Genomic DNA, 16,921 nt, shown 5'->3' on the forward strand with positions numbered 1-16,921 from the left:
GTCGTCGCCGGGGCGCCGAACCGCCGACGGCACGGGGGGCGGGTCGGGACATCCCCATGTTTGTCCCGCACACGTTGATGCCTCAACGAACGCTACGGCGACCGGGTTTCGGAAAACAGCCGCTTACCAGACATTCCGTCCCTGCTGCCGTCCCACACCTCCCCCCAGCTCACATCCCTCGCCTCAGCCCACATCCCTCACCCCAGTCCCGGCACCCCCACCGCCTCCGCGAACGCCCGCGCGATCTCCTCGCCCGCCGCGACACCGGCCGTCTCCAGCCCCGTGACGTGCGGCGCTCCCCATCCCGTCTCGGCCAGTTCGCCGTGGCCGGGCCGCCAGCCGCGGTCGGCGGCGAGCAGCAGGTCGGCGTCGAGCAGGGAGTCGCCGGCGGACAGGACGCACCCGGCACCGGTGCGGCGGGCGACCTCCGCGACCGCCGCGCTCTTGGTCACGGGCCGCGGGACGGCGTAGATCTTGCGGCCCTGGAGCGAGACGTTCCAGCCGCGCTCGTCCGCCCACTCGGTGAACTCCTTGACCCACGCGACGGGCAGCAGCTCCCGGTCGACGACCAGGTAGGCGAAGAGGTCCTCGGCCGTCCGCTCGCGCAGCAGCCACGCCGGGTCGGCCGTCGCCAGCAGGCGCGCCCGGACCTCGTCAAGGGTCGCGCACTCGGCGGCGACGGCCCGGCGCACCCGCTCCCGCCAGCCGGTGTCCGGTTCGCCGTCGACGAGGATCTCGCCGCCGTTGGCACAGACCGCGAACCGGGGTGCGGGCCCGGGCAGTCGGATCCGGCCGTACTGCGCCCGCGTGCGCGTGGTGGCGGGCACGAACGCGCCGGTCCGGGCGAGGCTGTCGAGCAGCGCCGCCGCCGTCTCCGTCACATAGGACAGCGGTTTCCCCTCGTACACCTCCACGCACAGCAGGCGCGGCGCCCGCGCGTCGTCCGTCCCGAGGCGGAGGGCGGCGGCGGAGTAGATGAGTGTGCGGTCGAGGTCGCTGGCGACGAGCGTCTCCACCGAATGAGCGAGATCATTCACCGGGTTCACCTTCACGAGGACCGCACCGCCCGCCCGTCGGTTCCCGTCGCCCCGCGCGTGTACCGCGGGTGGACGAGCCCGACGCAGATGTACGGCAGCCCCTCGACCTCCTCCACCGGCACCCCGCGCTGGGCGGCCAGCAGCCGGACGTGGTCCAGGTCCGCGCCCGCGCCGCGCTCGGCGAGGATCTTCCAGGGGACGCGGCGCAGCAGGACCCGCGTGGTCTCGCCGACGCCGGGCTTGACGAGGTTGACGTCGTGGATGCCGTACTCCTCGCTGATCCGCTCGACCGCCGCCCACCCCCGCCAGGTCGGCGCGCGGTCGGCGCCCGCGAGCTCCTTGGCGTCGTGGGCGACACCTTCCTCGACCTCCGCGAACCGCGCGGTCACGGTGTCGAGGAAGGCGCGGGAGACGTCGGCGTCCGCCAGCTCGCGGTAGAACTTGGCGCCGTGGAAGTCGCCCGGCCCGACGAGGTCGGCGCGCAGCACGGTCCGCGAGATCAGGCCGGAGACCGTCGAGTTGAGGCAGGCGGACGGAATGAGGAAGTCGTCCCGGGTGCCGTACGTCTCCACGCAGTGACCGGGGTCGGCGAGGACGGCGAGTCGCGGGTCGAACTCCGTTCCGCGCAGGGCCTGTTCGAGCTCGCGGGTGATGGCGCCCTTGCCCGTCCAGCCGTCGACGAAGACGACGTCGGCCGGGTCGTGGTGGTCGGCGAGCCAGCGCAGCGCCGCGGTGTCGATGCCCCGGCCACGCACGATGGACACGGCGTAGTGCGGCAGGTCCAGGCCGTGCGCGTGCCGCGCCCAGCGGCGCATCAGGACGCCCACGGGGGTGCCGGCGCGGGCCAGCGAGACCAGCACCGGGCGCGGCGACCGCTCCGCGAGCACGGTCTCGGTGACCGCGCCCACGGCACGCGCGATCCGGCCGGCGGACGACTCCAACGCGGCGGCGTACAGGGCCTGGTAGCGCTCGGACGGCTGGTACTCGACGGGCAGCGACTCCGCGTAGTGCGCGCCGCCGCTCTGGATCGCCTCCTCCCGCTCCTCGGTGGGCACTTCGAGGGTGACGGACGACAGGTCCTGGAGCAGCCAGCCGACGTCCTCCGGTTCGTACGAGGAGAAGGCGGGGCCGCGCAGGGGCTCCCCGGCGGCGCGGTGGGACGGGATCACGGCCAGCAGGACCTTCCGGGTGTGCGCGGCGAGCCGGTCCAGCAGGCCGCCGGGTGCGTGCAGGGCGGGGGTGTCGCCCGTCGAATCGGTGACGACGACGACCGCGTCGAAACCGGCGCCCGCGACGTTGTACGCGTAACGGTCGGGGGCATCGCGACGGTCGGGAGAAGCGTGGCGGTCGGGTGAGACATGACAGTCAGGAGACGCCTGGCGGTCGAGGGAACCGTGACCGACGGGAGACACGTCGCGGCCGGGAGAGCCGCCGTCCGGCGCGTCGGCAGGGGCGCCGTCCGGCGCGTCGTGCGCCGGGAAGACGAGACGGGTGCGGATCGCGTACCCGGGGTCGTCCACGGGCAGCACGGGCGACCGGGTCGTGGTCGAGAACAGCACCTCGATGCCTCCGCTGCGGGCGGCGGAGAGGGCCGGGGCGCCCGCGCCGGGCGAGGAGCCGGAGCGCGAGCCGGCGCCCGGCACTCCACCGCCCACGCCCGAAGCACCCGAAGCGCCCGCAGCGCCCCCAGCGCTCACCGCACTCCCCGCTCCCGCAACTCCCGCCGTCTCCGCCGCTCCCGCGAAGAAGTCCTCCAGCGCTCCGGCGAGCCGCAGCGGCGCGTACATCAGCTCCTCGGTCCCCAGGACGAGGACGCGCCGGGCCCCGGAACCGACCCTGCGGGCCCCACCGATCGCGTCGGCCCCGGAACCCGCCCCGCGGACCCCACCGGTCGCGTCAAACCCACCGCTCCCGCCGGCTGCGTCGCTCACATCGCCCCCGCCCCCGGAGGACGGCCGCTCCGCCAGCGCCTCCGCGACCCGCGCCGCCATGCGCGGCAGCGCGGCTTCCAGCCGGTCGCGGTGTGCGGGGGTGAAGCCATGCCGGCCCCCGTCGGGCAGACCGACGGGCCAACCGAGATCGACTCGGACCACGCCCCCGGAAGCGACGGAAGCAGCGGAAGCAGCGGAAGCAGCGGAAGCAGCGGAAGCAGCGCCGGAAGCCATAGCGGGAGCGGGAGCGGAAGCCGCAGCGGAAGCGGGAGCGGCAAAAGCACCCGCGGCGCCGCCTTCCCCACCGCTCCGGCCCTCCCACTCCGCCACCAGCTCCTGCCCCCTCCGGAGCACCCCCTCCGGCAGCGCGACCGTCCCCGACGCCAGGGCGACGACGTCCACGCGGGCGCCGAGCTCCGCCGCGAAGGCGTCGAGCGCGGCACGCTGCTCGACCGGGCGCAGGTCGACGAGGGAGACGACGACGTACCGGTCGCGCGGGCGCCGGCCGTGCAGGGTGGCGATGGTGTTGCGGATCGTGCGGCCGGTCGACAGTTCGTCGTCGACGAGCACCAGCGGGCCGTCGCCCGCGAAGAACCGCGGATCCTCGGGCAGCAGCAGGTGGGACGTGGCGTGGCTGTGCTCTTCCTCGAAGCCGCCGGCCGGTGCGACGCCGGCCACCGGGCGGCGCGTGGAGTGCAGGTAGGGCGCGAGCCCGAGACCGTCGGCGACCGAGTGGCCGAGGCCGGTGGCCGTCTCGGCGTAGCCGAGGACGACCGACCGGGCGGCTTCCGCCTCGCCGAGCAGCGCCCGCACCCGGCGGCCGAGGTCCAGGCCCACGCCGTGGACGACGGACGGCCGCTGCGGCACGTGCTTGCCGAGGACGTTCGAGACGAGCAGGTGCGCCCGCTTGGGGTTGCGGCGCAGGGCCAGGCCGAGCAGGCCGGGCAGCTCCGCGTCGCCCTCCAGCCGTACGCCGAGCCGATCGGCCACCCACTGGCCCGACCACATCAGAACGTCACTCCCTCTCGCGGCACTCTCAACACTCGAACCACTCTCACCACTCGCACTCTGTCGACGCCCCGCACGCTCCACACCCCACACACCTCACACATCCCCCACGCTCCGCACCACCCGCACCGCTCAGACCACCCGCCCCCTCACACCATCACCCACCCCTCACCCTCATCCCACCCGCATCGTCGGCACGCACGCCCCCAGCAGTTCCACGAACCCGACGTCCTCCCGTGCCACACCGAACACCTCGGCCCGCTGCAGCGTCCTTTCCGCCCAGGCGCGGTGCGGCTTCACCTCGTTCATCTTGTTGGTGTAAGCGGACCGCAGCACCCCGCCGCCCCCGTCCACCGACCGCAGGATGTCCTGGGCGTCGCTGAACTCCTCGTGGCTGACCACGGACAGGGCGTGCACCGGGGCGACGTGCGAGGGGTGGATGCACGTCTTGCCCTGGAGGCCGTTGGCGCGGTCGAGTTCGATCTCGCGCAGCAGGCCGTCCATGTCGTGCTCGATGAGAGCCGAGCGCAGCGCCTCGGCCGGCCCGGCGAACGGGCTGCGCCGCAACTGCGGCTTGAACATCCGCTGGTGCTGTCGGAAGTACTCCCACACCGGCCCGGTGACGGTGAAGCCGCTGCCGTCCGCGCGGCCGAGGACGTTGACGACGTCGGCGATGACGGAGGCGACGAGCCGGACGTCGTAGGCGGTCATGTCGGGCGCGCGGCGCAGCCCGTAGGCGGAGCAGAAGTCGGTGACGCCCAGCCGGAGGGCCAGCACCCGGTCGCGGTACTTGGCGACGGCCCGGGCGATGCCGCCCAGCGTCTCGGTCCTCGTCTCCAGGTGCAGCAGCTCCGGTGACTCCAGGACGGGCATCGCGAACAGCCGCTGCCCGTACGCCGTTTCGGCCTCGGCGAGGGCCTCCAGGAAGGGCAGACCGCGGTCCTCGGTGAACTTGGGGAGGACGAAGCCGGAGAGCAGCTTCCGGGCGGGGCCCAGGCGGCGTACGAGGTCGGTGATCTGCCCGGGGCGGCGGACGCGGACGAACAGCAGCGGCATCCGGTCGGCGGGGGCGGCGGCCAGCTCGGCGAACTGCCGGACCAGGTTCTCCTCGGCCTCGGCCACCTCGCCGTCCGCTATGGAGTCCTCCAGGCACAGGACCATGGACACGACACCCTGTCCGGCCTGCTTGAGGATGTCCCGGGCGAGCGCCGGCCGGGTGGCGGGGCTGTAGAGGGTGGCGCCGAGGGCGACGGCGAGCGTACGGGCCGGGGAGTCGACGCCGAACTCGCCCGGCTCCCGGTGGAACAAACCGTTCCGGACCTCGGGCGCGAGGTGTCCAAAATGCCGCATCTCTCTCCCCGTTGTGCCGCGCCGTCCCGCCGGGCCGTCCAGCCGACGAGCGTGGCCGATTATCGTACGTCCGGGGAAGGGTCAAGAGTTCCCCAAACGCCGGACGAATCTCGTTCCGCCCGCCCCGACACTCCGGCACCGCCACCCGGCAACCCGGCGCCGGCACCGCCACCCGTCACCGATACCCGCCGCCGGCGCCGGCCACCGGCACCCGCCGCCGACCGGCCCTCGAGAGCGCGGCCCCCGCGCGCCCCGGGCGCTCCCCCGGTTCCCCCGGCCGCGCTTCGGCCGCGGGCGGGGCCCGCGTTGTCCGCGGCCCGCGCGGGAGGGCAGGATTGCGGGCATGACGCACGCGATGCTGAAGGGATCGAACATCCCGCTGGAGGCCCCGGCCGTACGGGCGGTGCTGCGCTGGACCCCCGGTGCCGGCATCCCCGACGTGGACGTCTCCGCCCTGCTCCTGGGCGCCGACGACCGCGTGCGTTCGGACGAGGACTTCGTCTTCTACAACCAGCCCCGCCACCCCTCCGGCCTGGTGCGCCACCTGCCCAAGAAGCGGCTGCACGAGGGGCTGACCGACACCGTCGAGGCCGACCTCGCGCGGCTGGACGGCTCCGTGCGCCGGGTGGTGATCGCCGCTTCCGCCGACGGCGGGACGTTCGGCCTGGTCGACGACCTGTGCCTGCTGCTCTACGACGCCTCCGCCGCTACCCGCGGGAGCGCGGCGCCCGGCGACACCGCCGCCGCCCCCGGCCCCCTCGTCGCCCGCTTCGACGTCCGGCCCGAGACGGGCGACGAGACGGCGATGATCTGCGGCGAGCTCTACCGCCGCGGCGACACCTGGAAGTTCCGGGCCCTCGGCCAGGGGTACGCGACGGGCCTGGTGGGACTGGCCACCGAGTACGGCATCTCCGTCGAGGACGAGACCGACGAACCGGACGGGACCGGCTCCGGGGCCGCGGTCGCCGATGGAACGCCGAGCCGAGGCGGACCATCGAGCTCCGACGGAACGGCCCCAGCCGGGACCCGGGCCCCAGCCGGAACCCGGGCCGCAGACGGCACCCCGGCCCCAGGCGGCACCCCGGCCGCGGCCGAACCCGCCAACGCGAGCGAAACCCGGACCCGAACCGGGAGCCGGCCCGGAACCGGGGGCGACACCCGCCCGCCCGCCTCCCCCGACACCACGCCCGGCAGCCCGCTCCGGCACCCCGAGCCCATATCTCCGACGTCTCCGGCGCCCGCCCGGCCGGCGTTCCCCGCCGCACCGGCGCCTGCTCCCGGAGCCCACGGGACGCCGGTCGTACCCTCCACGCCCGCCGCATCCGTCCCGTCCGGCTCCCAGGCCGCGCCGGTCACCGCGCCGCCTCCCCTGCCGACCACCCCGCTCGCCCCCGCCGCCGACGCGCCCACCACCGCCGTCCCTCGCCCGGCCGGGCCGGGATACGGCTACCCGCCACCGCCCGGCGCCCCTCCGGCCGTCCCGCCGGCGCCCCCGGCACCGCCCGCGTACGGCTACCCGCAGTACCCGGCCGCCCAGCCGTCCTACGGCTACCCGCAGCAGCCCTACCAGCCTCCGCACGCGCAACAGCACACACAGCAGCAGTCGTCCCGGACGCAGCAGCCCTTCCAGGACGCCCAGGACGCGCAGGCCGACTACCCGCTGCCCCCGCCGTCGGTCCCCGACCCGGCCGCCTTCCGGCTCCCGCCACAGGGACCGCAGTTCCTACCGGGCCGCTGAAGCCCCCGCCCGGGGCCGTACCGCGCGGAACGGGCGGCGGCCCGCACACAAGGCCGCCGCCCACCCGCATCACCACACCCGACCCGCCACACCACCACGCGTCACGCCGTCACGCCCCACACCCGTCACGCCACACCACCGCACCACCACACCGTCACACCTTCGACTTGTACCCCCGCCCCCACTGGAGCCCCCACCCGTACAGCCGGTCCAGCTCCGACTGGAACCCGTACACGTACCGCATCTCCCGCCGGACGACGATCTCCTTCTTGTCGTTCTCGATCAGGACCACGGCGCACGACCGCGCCTCCGGCGCGCGCTCGTGGAGTGCGACTTCGAGCCGGGGGCCGTTGCCGGGATACAGCGTCACCGTGGCCTGGGTACGGTCGAACGCCGGGGTGCCGTCATAGATGTAGACGAAGATCAGCAGTCGCTTGATCTCATCCCGGTGGTCCATGTTGATGTAGATGGTCTCCCCCGAGCCGGAGCCGAACCGGTCGTCGCCGCTGAGCTGGACATACGGTGGAGAGTTGATGCTGCCCAGTATGTCGCCGAGCGGTTGCACTACGCCTTTTGAGCCGTCCCACAGCTCGTACATGCAGGCGAGGTCCAGGTCCACACTGACCATCGCCGGCCCCTGCGCCTGCACCATCTCGGGGGTGAACTTGCGGAACGGGTGCCGCATCCCGCCGCGGGCCGGCTTCTCGTGGATGACCGTGGTCCGCATCTGCCACGACAGGTTGACCCGCATGTTGCCGCTGACCGCTCCGTTCCTGGTCAGCGAGTAGACCGGGCGGCGTTTGGTGAGTTCGACCGCGCCCGAGGCGCTGTGCTGGGAGTCGAACTGCCAGGCCGCGCCACGTCCCCAGTTGCCGAACAGCTTGTCCCGTACCGTCATCTGCTGCCCCCACCCCTCAAGGTCCGGTTCCCGCCCCGGAAACCGGTGAGCGGGACGGCCGTGAGGTGATCTCACCGCCGCCCCGCTCAGAGGGTTCCCGCACAGGTGCCGGGGTCACACCCCGGACGTGACCTCCTGTCGGCTGCCGTCGCCGCCGCCGGCCTCGGCCTCCTTGCGGTTGCGCCGCACGGAGGAGAAGAACGACAGGCCGATCAGGGCCACGCCGATGAGGCCGGTGACGACCTCGGGGATGTCGTATTTGATCGTGGCCAGCAGGATCAGGGCGAGCGCGCCGATCGCGTAGTGCGCGCCGTGCTCCAGGTAGACGTAGTCGTCCAGGGTCCCCTTGCGGACCAGGAAGACCGTCAGCGAACGGATGTACATCGCACCGATACCGAGGCCCAGCGCCATCACGAAGATGTCGTTGGTGATCGCGAAGGCGCCGATGACCCCGTCGAAGGAGAAGGAGGCGTCGATGACCTCCAGGTAGAGGAACATGAAGAACGCGGCCTTGCCGGCCAGTCCGACGACCGAGCCGCCGCTCTTCTTCTCCGCCGGAGCGGACTCCTCGGCCTCGTCCTCCTCATCCTCCAGGCGCTCCTCGAAGAAGCCCGAGATACCGCCGACGACGAGGTAGGTCACCAGACCGGCGACACCGGCCAGCAGGACGGTGGCGGCCTTGTCGATCGTGCCGTCCCCGCCGTGCACCGGGACGGAGGTGGCCACGGTGGTGGCCGTGATGATCAGCACCACCAGCGAGACGATGACCGACAGGCCCTCGACCTTGCCCAGCTTGGCCAGGAACCGCTCCACCGGGCCCAGCCACTGTATGTCCCGGTCCTCGAAGACGAAGTCCAGGAAGATCATGAGCAGGAACATCCCGCCGAACGCGGCGATGGCCGGGTGGGCGCTGGTGACCAGTTGCTCGTAGCGGTGGTGATCGTTGATCGCCACGTCGACGGCCTCGATGGGCCCGAGTTTGGCGGTGATCGCCACGATGACGACCGGGAACACCAGCCGCATGCCGAAGACGGCGATGAGGATGCCCACCGTCAGGAACATCTTCTGCCAGAAGGCGTTCATCTTCCGGAGGATGCCGGCGTTGATGACCGCGTTGTCGAACGAGAGCGAAATCTCCAGGACGGACAGGATCGCGACGAGCGCCAGCCCTTTCCACCCCCAGAGCACGCCGGCCAAGGCAAAGCCGGCCGCCGTGATGGCGAACGACCAACCAAAGGTTTTCAGGAGCACTGGCTACCCAATCCTTCGCTGCGATACTGCCCGCGCGGTGCGCGGCTTTACGAAACGTTGACCACGCAGTCTAGAGGGCCCGCCCCGCAGCCGGGAGGGCCGACCTGCGGGCGCGCGCGGCGTCGCCCGGTGCCACAGGGGCTCCCGTGACCACGCCGTGTGCGCCCGCGCTCACCGGGCGTGGCTCACGAGACGTTGACGCCGAAGTCCAGGGCGATCCCCCGCAGGCCCGACGCATACCCCTGTCCGACCGCGCGGAACTTCCACTCGCCGCCGTAGCGGTACACCTCGCCGAAGATCATCGCCGTCTCGCTGGAGGCGTCCTCGCTCAGGTCGTACCGGGCCAGCTCGGAGCCGTCCGCCTGGTTGACCACGCGGATGTACGCGTTGCTGACCTGGCCGAAGTTCTGGCCTCGGAGGTCGGCCTCGTGGATGGAGACCGGGAACACGATCTTGTCGCAGGACGCCGGGACCTTGGCCAGGTCGACCAGGATCGTCTCGTCGTCGCCGTCACCCTCACCGGTGAGGTTGTCGCCGGTGTGCTCGACCGAACCCTCGGGACTCTTGAGGTTGTTGTAGAAGACGAAGTACTCGTCGCCGAGCACCCGTCCGGAGGCGCACAGCAGGGCGCTGGCGTCCAGGTCGAAGTCCGCACCGGTGGTGGTGCGGGCGTCCCAGCCCAGACCGACCACGATGGCGGTCAGGTTCGGCGCGTGCTTGGAGAGGGAGACATTGCCTCCCTTGGCGAGCGTGACACCCATGGTCCTGTTCCTCCCCGAGTTGAACGTAGGTCGCCGCGCACGTCCGGCGCCGTACTCCCGGAACTGCCCAGGACGGACTGCCTGAACACGGGAGTACGGCGCCGGAGGTGAGCCGCTGCGGCCGCGCGGGCGGCCGGGCCGTCGGTCAGACGTTGACGCCGAAGTCCTGCGCGATGCCGCGCAGGCCGGAGGCGTAGCCCTGGCCGATGGCGCGGAACTTCCACTCCGCACCGTTGCGGTACAGCTCGCCGAAGACCATGGCGGTCTCGGTCGAGGCGTCCTCGCTCAGGTCGTAGCGGGCCAGCTCGGTGTTGTCGGCCTGGTTGACGACGCGGATGTACGCGTTGCGCACCTGGCCGAAGCTCTGCTGGCGGCTCTCGGCGTCGTAGATCGAGACCGGGAACACGATCTTGTGCACATCGGCGGGGACGCCGGCCAGGTTGACCTTGATGACCTCGTCGTCGCCCTCGCCCTCACCGGTGAGGTTGTCGCCGGTGTGCTCGACCGAACCGTCGGGGCTCTTCAGGTTGTTGAAGAACACGAAGTTCTGGTCGTTCGCGACCTTGCCCTGCTCGTTGGTGAGCAGCGCGCTGGCGTCCAGGTCGAAATCCGTACCGGTGGTGGTACGGGCGTCCCAGCCGAGACCGACGATGACCGCGGTCAGGTTCGGGGCTGCCTTGGTCAGCGAGACGTTGCCGCCCTTGCTGAGACTGACTCCCACGAGTCCTCCATAGGTTCGAGGGGCCTGGCCGGCCGGCCCTGCCCCCGGTTGTGCGATGGCATCCGGTGAACGTACGGATCCTAGTGACCGGTTCCCACCGATTACAGGGTCTTGCGTCAGGGGTCTCGCGTCAGAGCGCGGCCAGTTCCCGGGTGTACTCGTTCAGGTCGCGCGCGTCGGGCAGCCCGTTGACGATCGTCCAGCGGACGACGCCCTGCTTGTCGATGATGAAGGTGCCGCGCAGCGCGCAGCCCTTCTCCTCGTCGAAGACGCCGTAGGCGCGGCTGACCTCGCCGTGCGGCCAGAAGTCGGAGAGCAGCGGGTAGTCCAGCTTCTCCTGCTCGGCGAAGACGCGCAGCGAGAACGGCGCGTCGTTGGAGACGGCGAGCAACTGGACGTCGTCGTTCACGAAGTGCGGCAGCTCGTCGCGGAGGGCGCAGAGCTCGCCGGTGCACACGCCGGTGAAGGCGAACGGGTAGAAGAGCAGGACGACGTTCTTCTCGCCCCGGAAGTCGGAGAGGCGGACGGTCTCGCCGTGCTGGTTCTTCAGCGCGAAGTCCGGGGCCTCGGTGCCGACGTCGATCGCCATGGTCGCATCCCTCTCTCGGCGGGCCGGCCCCGGGTCCGCGGTGCGCGGGCCCCGGCCACCGGCGCGGGTAGGCGGCCAGTCTGTCACTGCCGTCCCGGGGGAACGCACGGCGCCCCCGGCAGCGAGGCCGCCGGGGGCGCGGTGGGGCGAAAACGGCCGCGAAACTGCCGCGAAACGGCAGGGAAGGGCCGGGAAGGGCCGGGATGGGCCGGCGAGCCGGGATCAGCGCTTGGGGGTCACCAGGCGTGTGCCGGTCCAGTCCTTGCCCACGCTGATGCTCTTGCTCTGGGAGAGGCCCGCGGTCTGGGCGGCCTCGGAGATGTCGCTCGGCTCGATGTAGCCGTCGCGGCCGGTCTTGGGGGTCAGCAGCCAGATCAGGCCGCCGTCCTCCAGCAGGCCGATGCCATCCACCAGCGCGTCCGTGAGGTCTCCGTCCTCATCCCGGAACCACAGCAGGACGACGTCGGCCACGTCGTCGTAGTCCTCGTCCACGAGGTCCTGGCCGATGAGGGACTCGATACCTTCACGGAGATCGTGGTCGACGTCGTCGTCGTAACCGATCTCCTGGACCACCTGTCCGGGCTCGAAACCCAGCCTTGCGGCGGGGTTGGTCCGCTCCTCCGCGTGGTCCGCGGTCGCGCTCACGGATTGCCTCCTGTCATCTTTCGAGAATGCTGTCGTGCCCCCCGCGTACGCGAGGCATTGGGCGTAGTCCACACGTGCCGGACGGATCGCGCAAGTACCCGCTCAGCGATCCCTCCCAAACGTTGACGTCTCATGGCAACTCCCACCATGAGGCAGCAGCCGCGAGTGATTCACGCCACAGCGTTCCGCCGGGTTTGCGAAGTTACTCCCTGGGATCGCGGCGGTCGGGGCCGAACGGCCGTACGCGGGGGACCCCCATTGGGGGCGTATGGTTGCGATTTGGCCGCCGCGTTGCGGCCGCCCTCCGACGCTTCGTCTACCGAGTGGTGGTTACCGCCCAGTAGAGATGACGTTTCCGTCGCAGCGGTCCACGATGGGAGCCGGCGCGACATAAGCGAAGACAGCATGTGACCGCGCGCGCAGCAACGATTGCGTGCAAAGCACGACACACCCGAACAGCGAAGGAACAGCGTGGCTTCCGGATCCGATCGCAACCCGATCATCATTGGCGGTCTTCCCAGCCAGGTCCCGGACTTCGATCCCGAAGAGACCCAGGAGTGGCTCGACTCGCTCGACGCGGCCGTCGACGAGCGAGGCCGGGAACGTGCCCGCTACCTCATGCTTCGCCTGATCGAACGGGCGCGCGAGAAGCGTGTGGCCGTGCCCGAGATGCGCAGCACGGACTACGTCAACACCATCGCGACCAAGGACGAGCCGTTCTTCCCCGGCAACGAGGAGATCGAGCGCAAGGTCCTGAACGCGACCCGGTGGAACGCGGCCGTCATGGTCTCCCGTGCCCAGCGCCCGGGGATCGGCGTCGGCGGTCACATCGCCACCTTCGCCTCCTCCGCCTCCCTCTACGACGTGGGCTTCAACCACTTCTTCCGGGGCAAGGACGAGGGCGACGGCGGCGACCAGATCTTCTTCCAGGGCCACGCCTCGCCGGGTGTCTACGCCCGCGCCTTCCTGCTGGACCGACTCTCCGAGCAGCAGCTCGACGCCTTCCGCCAGGAGAAGTCGAAGGCCCCCTACGGCCTGTCGTCGTACCCCCACCCGCGCCTGATGCCGGACTTCTGGGAGTTCCCGACCGTCTCCATGGGCCTCGGCCCGCTGGGTGCGATCTACCAGGCCCGGATGAACCGCTACATGGAGTCGCGCGGCATCGCCGACACCTCCAAGTCGCACGTCTGGGCGTTCCTGGGCGACGGCGAGATGGACGAGCCCGAGTCGCTCGGCCAGTTGTCCCTGGCCGCGCGTGAGGGCCTGGACAACCTGACCTTCGTCGTCAACTGCAACCTGCAGCGCCTCGACGGCCCGGTGCGCGGCAACGGCAAGATCATGCAGGAGCTGGAGTCGCAGTTCCGCGGTGCCGGCTGGAACGTGATCAAGCTGGTGTGGGACCGCTCCTGGGACCCGCTGCTGGCCCAGGACCGCGACGGCATCCTGGTCAACAAGCTGAACAGCACCCCCGACGGCCAGTTCCAGACGTACGCCACGGAGACCGGCGCGTACATCCGCGAGCACTTCTTCGGCGACGACCACCGTCTCCGCAAGATGGTCGAGAACATGACCGACGACCAGATCCTGCACCTGGGCCGCGGCGGTCACGACCACAAGAAGATCTACGCGGCGTACGCGGCGGCCAAGGCCCACAAGGGCCAGCCGACCGTGATCCTGGCGCAGACGGTCAAGGGCTGGACGCTCGGCCCGAACTTCGAGGGCCGCAACGCGACCCACCAGATGAAGAAGCTGACGGTCGAGGACCTGAAGCGCTTCCGGGACCGCCTCCACATCCCGATCGCCGACAAGGAGCTGGAGTCCGGCCTGCCGCCGTACTACCACCCGGGTCGCGACTCGGAGGAGATCCAGTACATGCACGACCGCCGCAAGGCGCTCGGCGGCTACGTGCCCACCCGTGTGGTGCGCTCCAAGCCGCTGAACCTGCCCGGCGACAAGGCCTACGCGCCTATCAAGAAGGGCTCCGGCCAGCAGTCGATCGCCACCACCATGGCGTTCGTCCGCCTGCTCAAGGACCTGATGCGGGACAAGGAGATCGGCAAGCGCTTCGTGCCGATCGCCCCGGACGAGTACCGCACCTTCGGCATGGACTCGCTGTTCCCCTCGGCGAAGATCTACAACCCGCTGGGCCAGCAGTACGAGGCCGTGGACCGCGAGCTGCTGCTCGCGTACAAGGAGTCCCCGACCGGCCAGATGCTGCACGACGGCATCTCCGAGGCGGGCTGCACCGCGTCGCTGATCGCCGCCGGTTCCGCGTACGCCACGCACGGCGAGCCGCTGATCCCGATCTACGTCTTCTACTCGATGTTCGGGTTCCAGCGCACCGGTGACCAGTTCTGGCAGATGGCCGACCAGCTCGCGCGCGGTTTCGTCCTGGGCGCGACCGCCGGCCGGACCACCCTGACGGGTGAGGGTCTCCAGCACGCGGACGGCCACTCGCACCTGCTGGCCTCCACCAACCCGGCCGTCGTCGCGTACGACCCGGCGTTCGGCTACGAGATCGCGCACATCGTGCAGGACGGTCTGCGGAGGATGTACGGCGAGAACGCCGAGGACATCTTCTACTACCTCACCGTCTACAACGAGCCGATCCAGCACCCGGCCGAGCCGGAGAACGTGGACGCCGAGGGCATCCTCAAGGGTCTGTACCGCTACAAGGCGGGCGAGGCCGGCGCCATCCCGGCGCAGATCCTCGCCTCCGGCGTGGCCGTGCCGTGGGCGCTCGAGGCCCAGAAGATCCTCGCCGAGGAGTGGAACGTCAAGGCGGACGTCTGGTCGGCGACCTCCTGGAACGAGCTGCGCCGTGACGCCATCGCGGTGGAGGAGCACAACCTGCTCCACCCGGAGGAGGAGCAGCGCGTCCCGTACGTGACGAAGAAGCTCGCCGGCGCCGAGGGTCCGAAGGTGGCCGTGTCCGACTGGATGCGTGCCGTTCCCGACCAGATCGCGCGCTGGGTGCCGGGCACGTACCAGTCGCTGGGTGCCGACGGCTTCGGCTTCGCGGACACCCGTGGCGCGGCCCGTCGCTTCTTCCACATCGACGCGCAGTCGATCGTCCTGGGCGTGCTCACCGAGCTCGCCAAGGAGGGCAAGGTCGACCGCTCGGCGCTGAAGCAGGCGATCGACCGCTACCAGTTGCTCGACGTGGCGGCGGCCGACCCGGGCGCCGCGGGCGGCGACGCGTAAGCGCCGTCCCTCGGAACGCGTGAAGGGGCCCCGGCCGGTGAGAACCGGCCGGGGCCCCTTCGCTCGTTCGGGCTATTCGTGAGGGGCGACGGCGCGCGGCTCAGATGTGGGCGGCGCCCTGGGCGGCCTCGGCGTTTTCGCCGCGCCGGGTGAGCAGCGCGAGCAGAGCGGCGACGGCGGCGACACAGCCGGCGACGACGAACGAGGTGCTCATCCCGGAGACGAAGGTCTCGTGCGCGGCGCCGGTGATCTTCCCGGCGATCTCCGGCGGGGTGCCCTTGGGCACCGGCGGCACGCCCACCTCCACCACGGCGGAGGCCGCGTCCTTCTGCTCCTTCGTCAGCGGCGGCAGCCCGGCGTCGGCCCACTTCTCCGGCAGTTCGTGCCCGACGCGCGAGGCCATGACGGCGCCCAGGACGGCCGTGCCGAAGGTGCCGCCGACCTGCATCGAGCCCTGCTGGAGGCCGCCGGCCAGGCCCGCGTGCTCCAGGGGGGCGTTGCCGACGATCACTTCGGTGGCGCCGACCATGACCGGGGCCAGGCCGATGCCGAAGAGGGCGAACCAGACGGACATCAGGCCGGTGCCGGAGTCCACCTCCAGGGCCGACATGCCGAAGCAGGCCACGGCGGTGCACACCATGCCCACGAACAGCGGGATCCGCGGCCCGATCCGCCCGATCAGCGCACCGGCCACCGGCGACGCGACGATCATCATCCCGGTGAGCGGCAACAGGTGCAGGCCCGCGTCGACCGGCGTCATCCCGTGCACGTTCTGCAGGTAGAAGGTGACGTAGAAGAGGCCGCCCATGAAGGAGAAGGCCATCAGGACGATCAGGGCGGCACCGGCGGAGAGCGGTACGGACCGGAAGAGCCTCATCGGCAGCAGGGGTTCGCGCACCCGGTTCTGCCAGAGGACGAAGGCGACGAAGCCCACCAGCGCCACGCCCAGGAAGATCAGGGTCTTGGCGTCGCCCCACTGCCACTTGGGCGCCTTGATGAGCGCCCAGACGAGGCAGAACATCGCGCCGGACAGCAGCGCGATGCCGAGGAGGTCGAAGGAGCGGGGGGCGTTCTCCGCCCGGTGGTCCTTGAGGATGACCAGGCCCAGGACCAGTCCGAGCGCACCCACCGGCACGTTGATGAAGAAGACGGACTGCCAGTTCACATGCTCGACCAGCAGCCCGCCGACGATCGGCCCGCCCGCGGTGGAGGCGCCGATGACCATGCCCCAGAGGCCGATGGCCATGTTGAGCTTCTCGGCCGGGAAGGTCGCCCGCAGCATGCCGAGCGCGGCCGGCATCAGCAGCGCGCCGCAGAGGCCCTGGAGCACCCGGAAGGCGACGACCATCGACACGCTTCCGGAGAGGGCGATGAGTCCCGAGGCGGCGGCGAATCCGGTGGTACCGATGAGGAAGATCAGGCGGTGCCCGAAGCGGTCGCCCAGCTTCCCGGCCGTGATCAGCGCGACCGCGAGGGCGAGGAGGTAGGCGTTGGTGATCCATTGGACGTCGGCGAGCGAAGCGTCCAGGTCCTTCTGGATGGCCGGGTTGGCGATGGCGACGATCGTGCCGTCGAGCGCGACCATCATCACGCCTATCGCGACCGTCACAAGAGTCAGCCAGGGATGTCCCCGCAGTCCACTCCGGGGCCCGAGGTCCGGCGGCGTCGCGTCCGCGACGGTGGTCTGAGACGTCATGGATTCGAGATTATGGCAGGTGCTGACAATTGACAAACGACTTCATGAGTCGTTATCTGACAACTTGTCCAGAGCACTATTCTGACCAGCGC

The 16,921-nt window shown here is 71.1% G+C and carries 12 protein-coding genes; 2 read left to right on the plus strand and 10 right to left on the minus strand.

The annotated features are described in order from the left end of the window. Positions 1 to 197: 197 nt before the first annotated feature. The 3 genes from ACZ6X9_RS13860 to ACZ6X9_RS13870 all read right to left on the minus strand — a co-directional run bounded on the left by ACZ6X9_RS13860 (position 198) and on the right by ACZ6X9_RS13870 (position 5,326). A complete protein-coding gene (locus tag ACZ6X9_RS13860; protein ID WP_469778647.1) occupies positions 198 to 1,016 on the minus strand; it encodes an HAD family hydrolase in 819 nt (272 codons plus the stop codon). 32 nt (positions 1,017 to 1,048) lie between these two features. Then, positions 1,049 to 3,976 (minus strand): phosphoribosyltransferase, encoded by a 2,928-nt coding sequence (locus ACZ6X9_RS13865; RefSeq protein ID WP_469778205.1) that lies wholly within the window; start codon positions 3,974 to 3,976, stop codon positions 1,049 to 1,051. Between the two features lie 174 nt (positions 3,977 to 4,150). After that, entirely contained in the window at positions 4,151 to 5,326 is a 1,176-nt protein-coding gene (locus tag ACZ6X9_RS13870) for an HpcH/HpaI aldolase/citrate lyase family protein (protein ID WP_469778206.1), read from the minus strand. 343 nt (positions 5,327 to 5,669) lie between these two features. Between ACZ6X9_RS13870 and ACZ6X9_RS13875 the strand changes: the two genes are divergently transcribed. Beyond that, a complete protein-coding gene (locus ACZ6X9_RS13875; protein ID WP_469778207.1) occupies positions 5,670 to 7,064 on the plus strand; it encodes a TerD family protein in 1,395 nt (464 codons plus the stop codon). A 154-nt stretch (positions 7,065 to 7,218) separates the two neighbouring features. Here the strand turns inward: ACZ6X9_RS13875 and ACZ6X9_RS13880 are convergent, their stop codons facing one another. The 6 genes from ACZ6X9_RS13880 to ACZ6X9_RS13905 form a co-directional block, all read right to left on the minus strand. Beyond that, positions 7,219 to 7,962 carry a TerD family protein gene (locus ACZ6X9_RS13880; protein ID WP_469778208.1) on the minus strand — a complete coding sequence of 248 codons (744 nt, stop codon included), beginning with the start codon at positions 7,960 to 7,962 and terminating at the stop codon, positions 7,219 to 7,221. Positions 7,963 to 8,076: 114 nt separating this feature from the next. After that, on the minus strand, positions 8,077 to 9,213 hold the full coding sequence (locus tag ACZ6X9_RS13885) for a DUF475 domain-containing protein (protein ID WP_469778209.1): 1,137 nt from the start codon (positions 9,211 to 9,213) through the stop codon (positions 8,077 to 8,079). Positions 9,214 to 9,398: 185 nt separating this feature from the next. Next, positions 9,399 to 9,974 (minus strand): TerD family protein, encoded by a 576-nt coding sequence (locus ACZ6X9_RS13890; protein WP_469778210.1) that lies wholly within the window; start codon positions 9,972 to 9,974, stop codon positions 9,399 to 9,401. Positions 9,975 to 10,119: 145 nt separating this feature from the next. Beyond that, a complete protein-coding gene (locus ACZ6X9_RS13895) occupies positions 10,120 to 10,695 on the minus strand; it encodes a TerD family protein (RefSeq protein WP_469778211.1) in 576 nt (191 codons plus the stop codon). Positions 10,696 to 10,825: 130 nt separating this feature from the next. After that, positions 10,826 to 11,284, minus strand: a complete 459-nt coding sequence (locus ACZ6X9_RS13900; RefSeq protein ID WP_004946731.1) for a peroxiredoxin — start codon at positions 11,282 to 11,284, stop codon at positions 10,826 to 10,828. 222 nt (positions 11,285 to 11,506) lie between these two features. Further along, entirely contained in the window at positions 11,507 to 11,929 is a 423-nt protein-coding gene (locus ACZ6X9_RS13905) for a DUF3052 domain-containing protein (protein WP_436781903.1), read from the minus strand. Positions 11,930 to 12,400: 471 nt separating this feature from the next. Here ACZ6X9_RS13905 and aceE point away from each other — a divergent pair, with 471 nt between their 5' ends. Next, a complete protein-coding gene (aceE, locus tag ACZ6X9_RS13910) occupies positions 12,401 to 15,133 on the plus strand; it encodes a pyruvate dehydrogenase (acetyl-transferring), homodimeric type (RefSeq protein WP_469778212.1) in 2,733 nt (910 codons plus the stop codon). A 100-nt stretch (positions 15,134 to 15,233) separates the two neighbouring features. Here aceE and ACZ6X9_RS13915 read toward each other — a convergent pair whose 3' ends face one another. After that, the gene (locus tag ACZ6X9_RS13915) at positions 15,234 to 16,829 is read right to left on the minus strand and encodes an MFS transporter (RefSeq protein WP_469778213.1); all 1,596 of its coding nucleotides are present in this window, start codon (positions 16,827 to 16,829) and stop codon (positions 15,234 to 15,236) included. Between the last annotated feature and the right edge of the window lie 92 nt (positions 16,830 to 16,921).

It is taken from the genome of Streptomyces sp. NPDC052910 (assembly GCF_055585605.1).

Coding starts and splice junctions, on each gene's coding strand:
- ACZ6X9_RS13870 (WP_469778206.1), bottom strand. CDS start 5,326: ATGCGGCATTTTGGACACCTCGCGCCCGAGGTCCGGAACGGTTTGTTC.
- ACZ6X9_RS13915 (WP_469778213.1), bottom strand. CDS start 16,829: ATGACGTCTCAGACCACCGTCGCGGACGCGACGCCGCCGGACCTCGGG.
- ACZ6X9_RS13865 (WP_469778205.1), bottom strand. CDS start 3,976: ATGTGGTCGGGCCAGTGGGTGGCCGATCGGCTCGGCGTACGGCTGGAG.
- ACZ6X9_RS13880 (WP_469778208.1), bottom strand. CDS start 7,962: ATGACGGTACGGGACAAGCTGTTCGGCAACTGGGGACGTGGCGCGGCC.
- ACZ6X9_RS13900 (WP_004946731.1), bottom strand. CDS start 11,284: ATGGCGATCGACGTCGGCACCGAGGCCCCGGACTTCGCGCTGAAGAAC.
- ACZ6X9_RS13890 (WP_469778210.1), bottom strand. CDS start 9,974: ATGGGTGTCACGCTCGCCAAGGGAGGCAATGTCTCCCTCTCCAAGCAC.
- ACZ6X9_RS13875 (WP_469778207.1), top strand. CDS start 5,670: ATGACGCACGCGATGCTGAAGGGATCGAACATCCCGCTGGAGGCCCCG.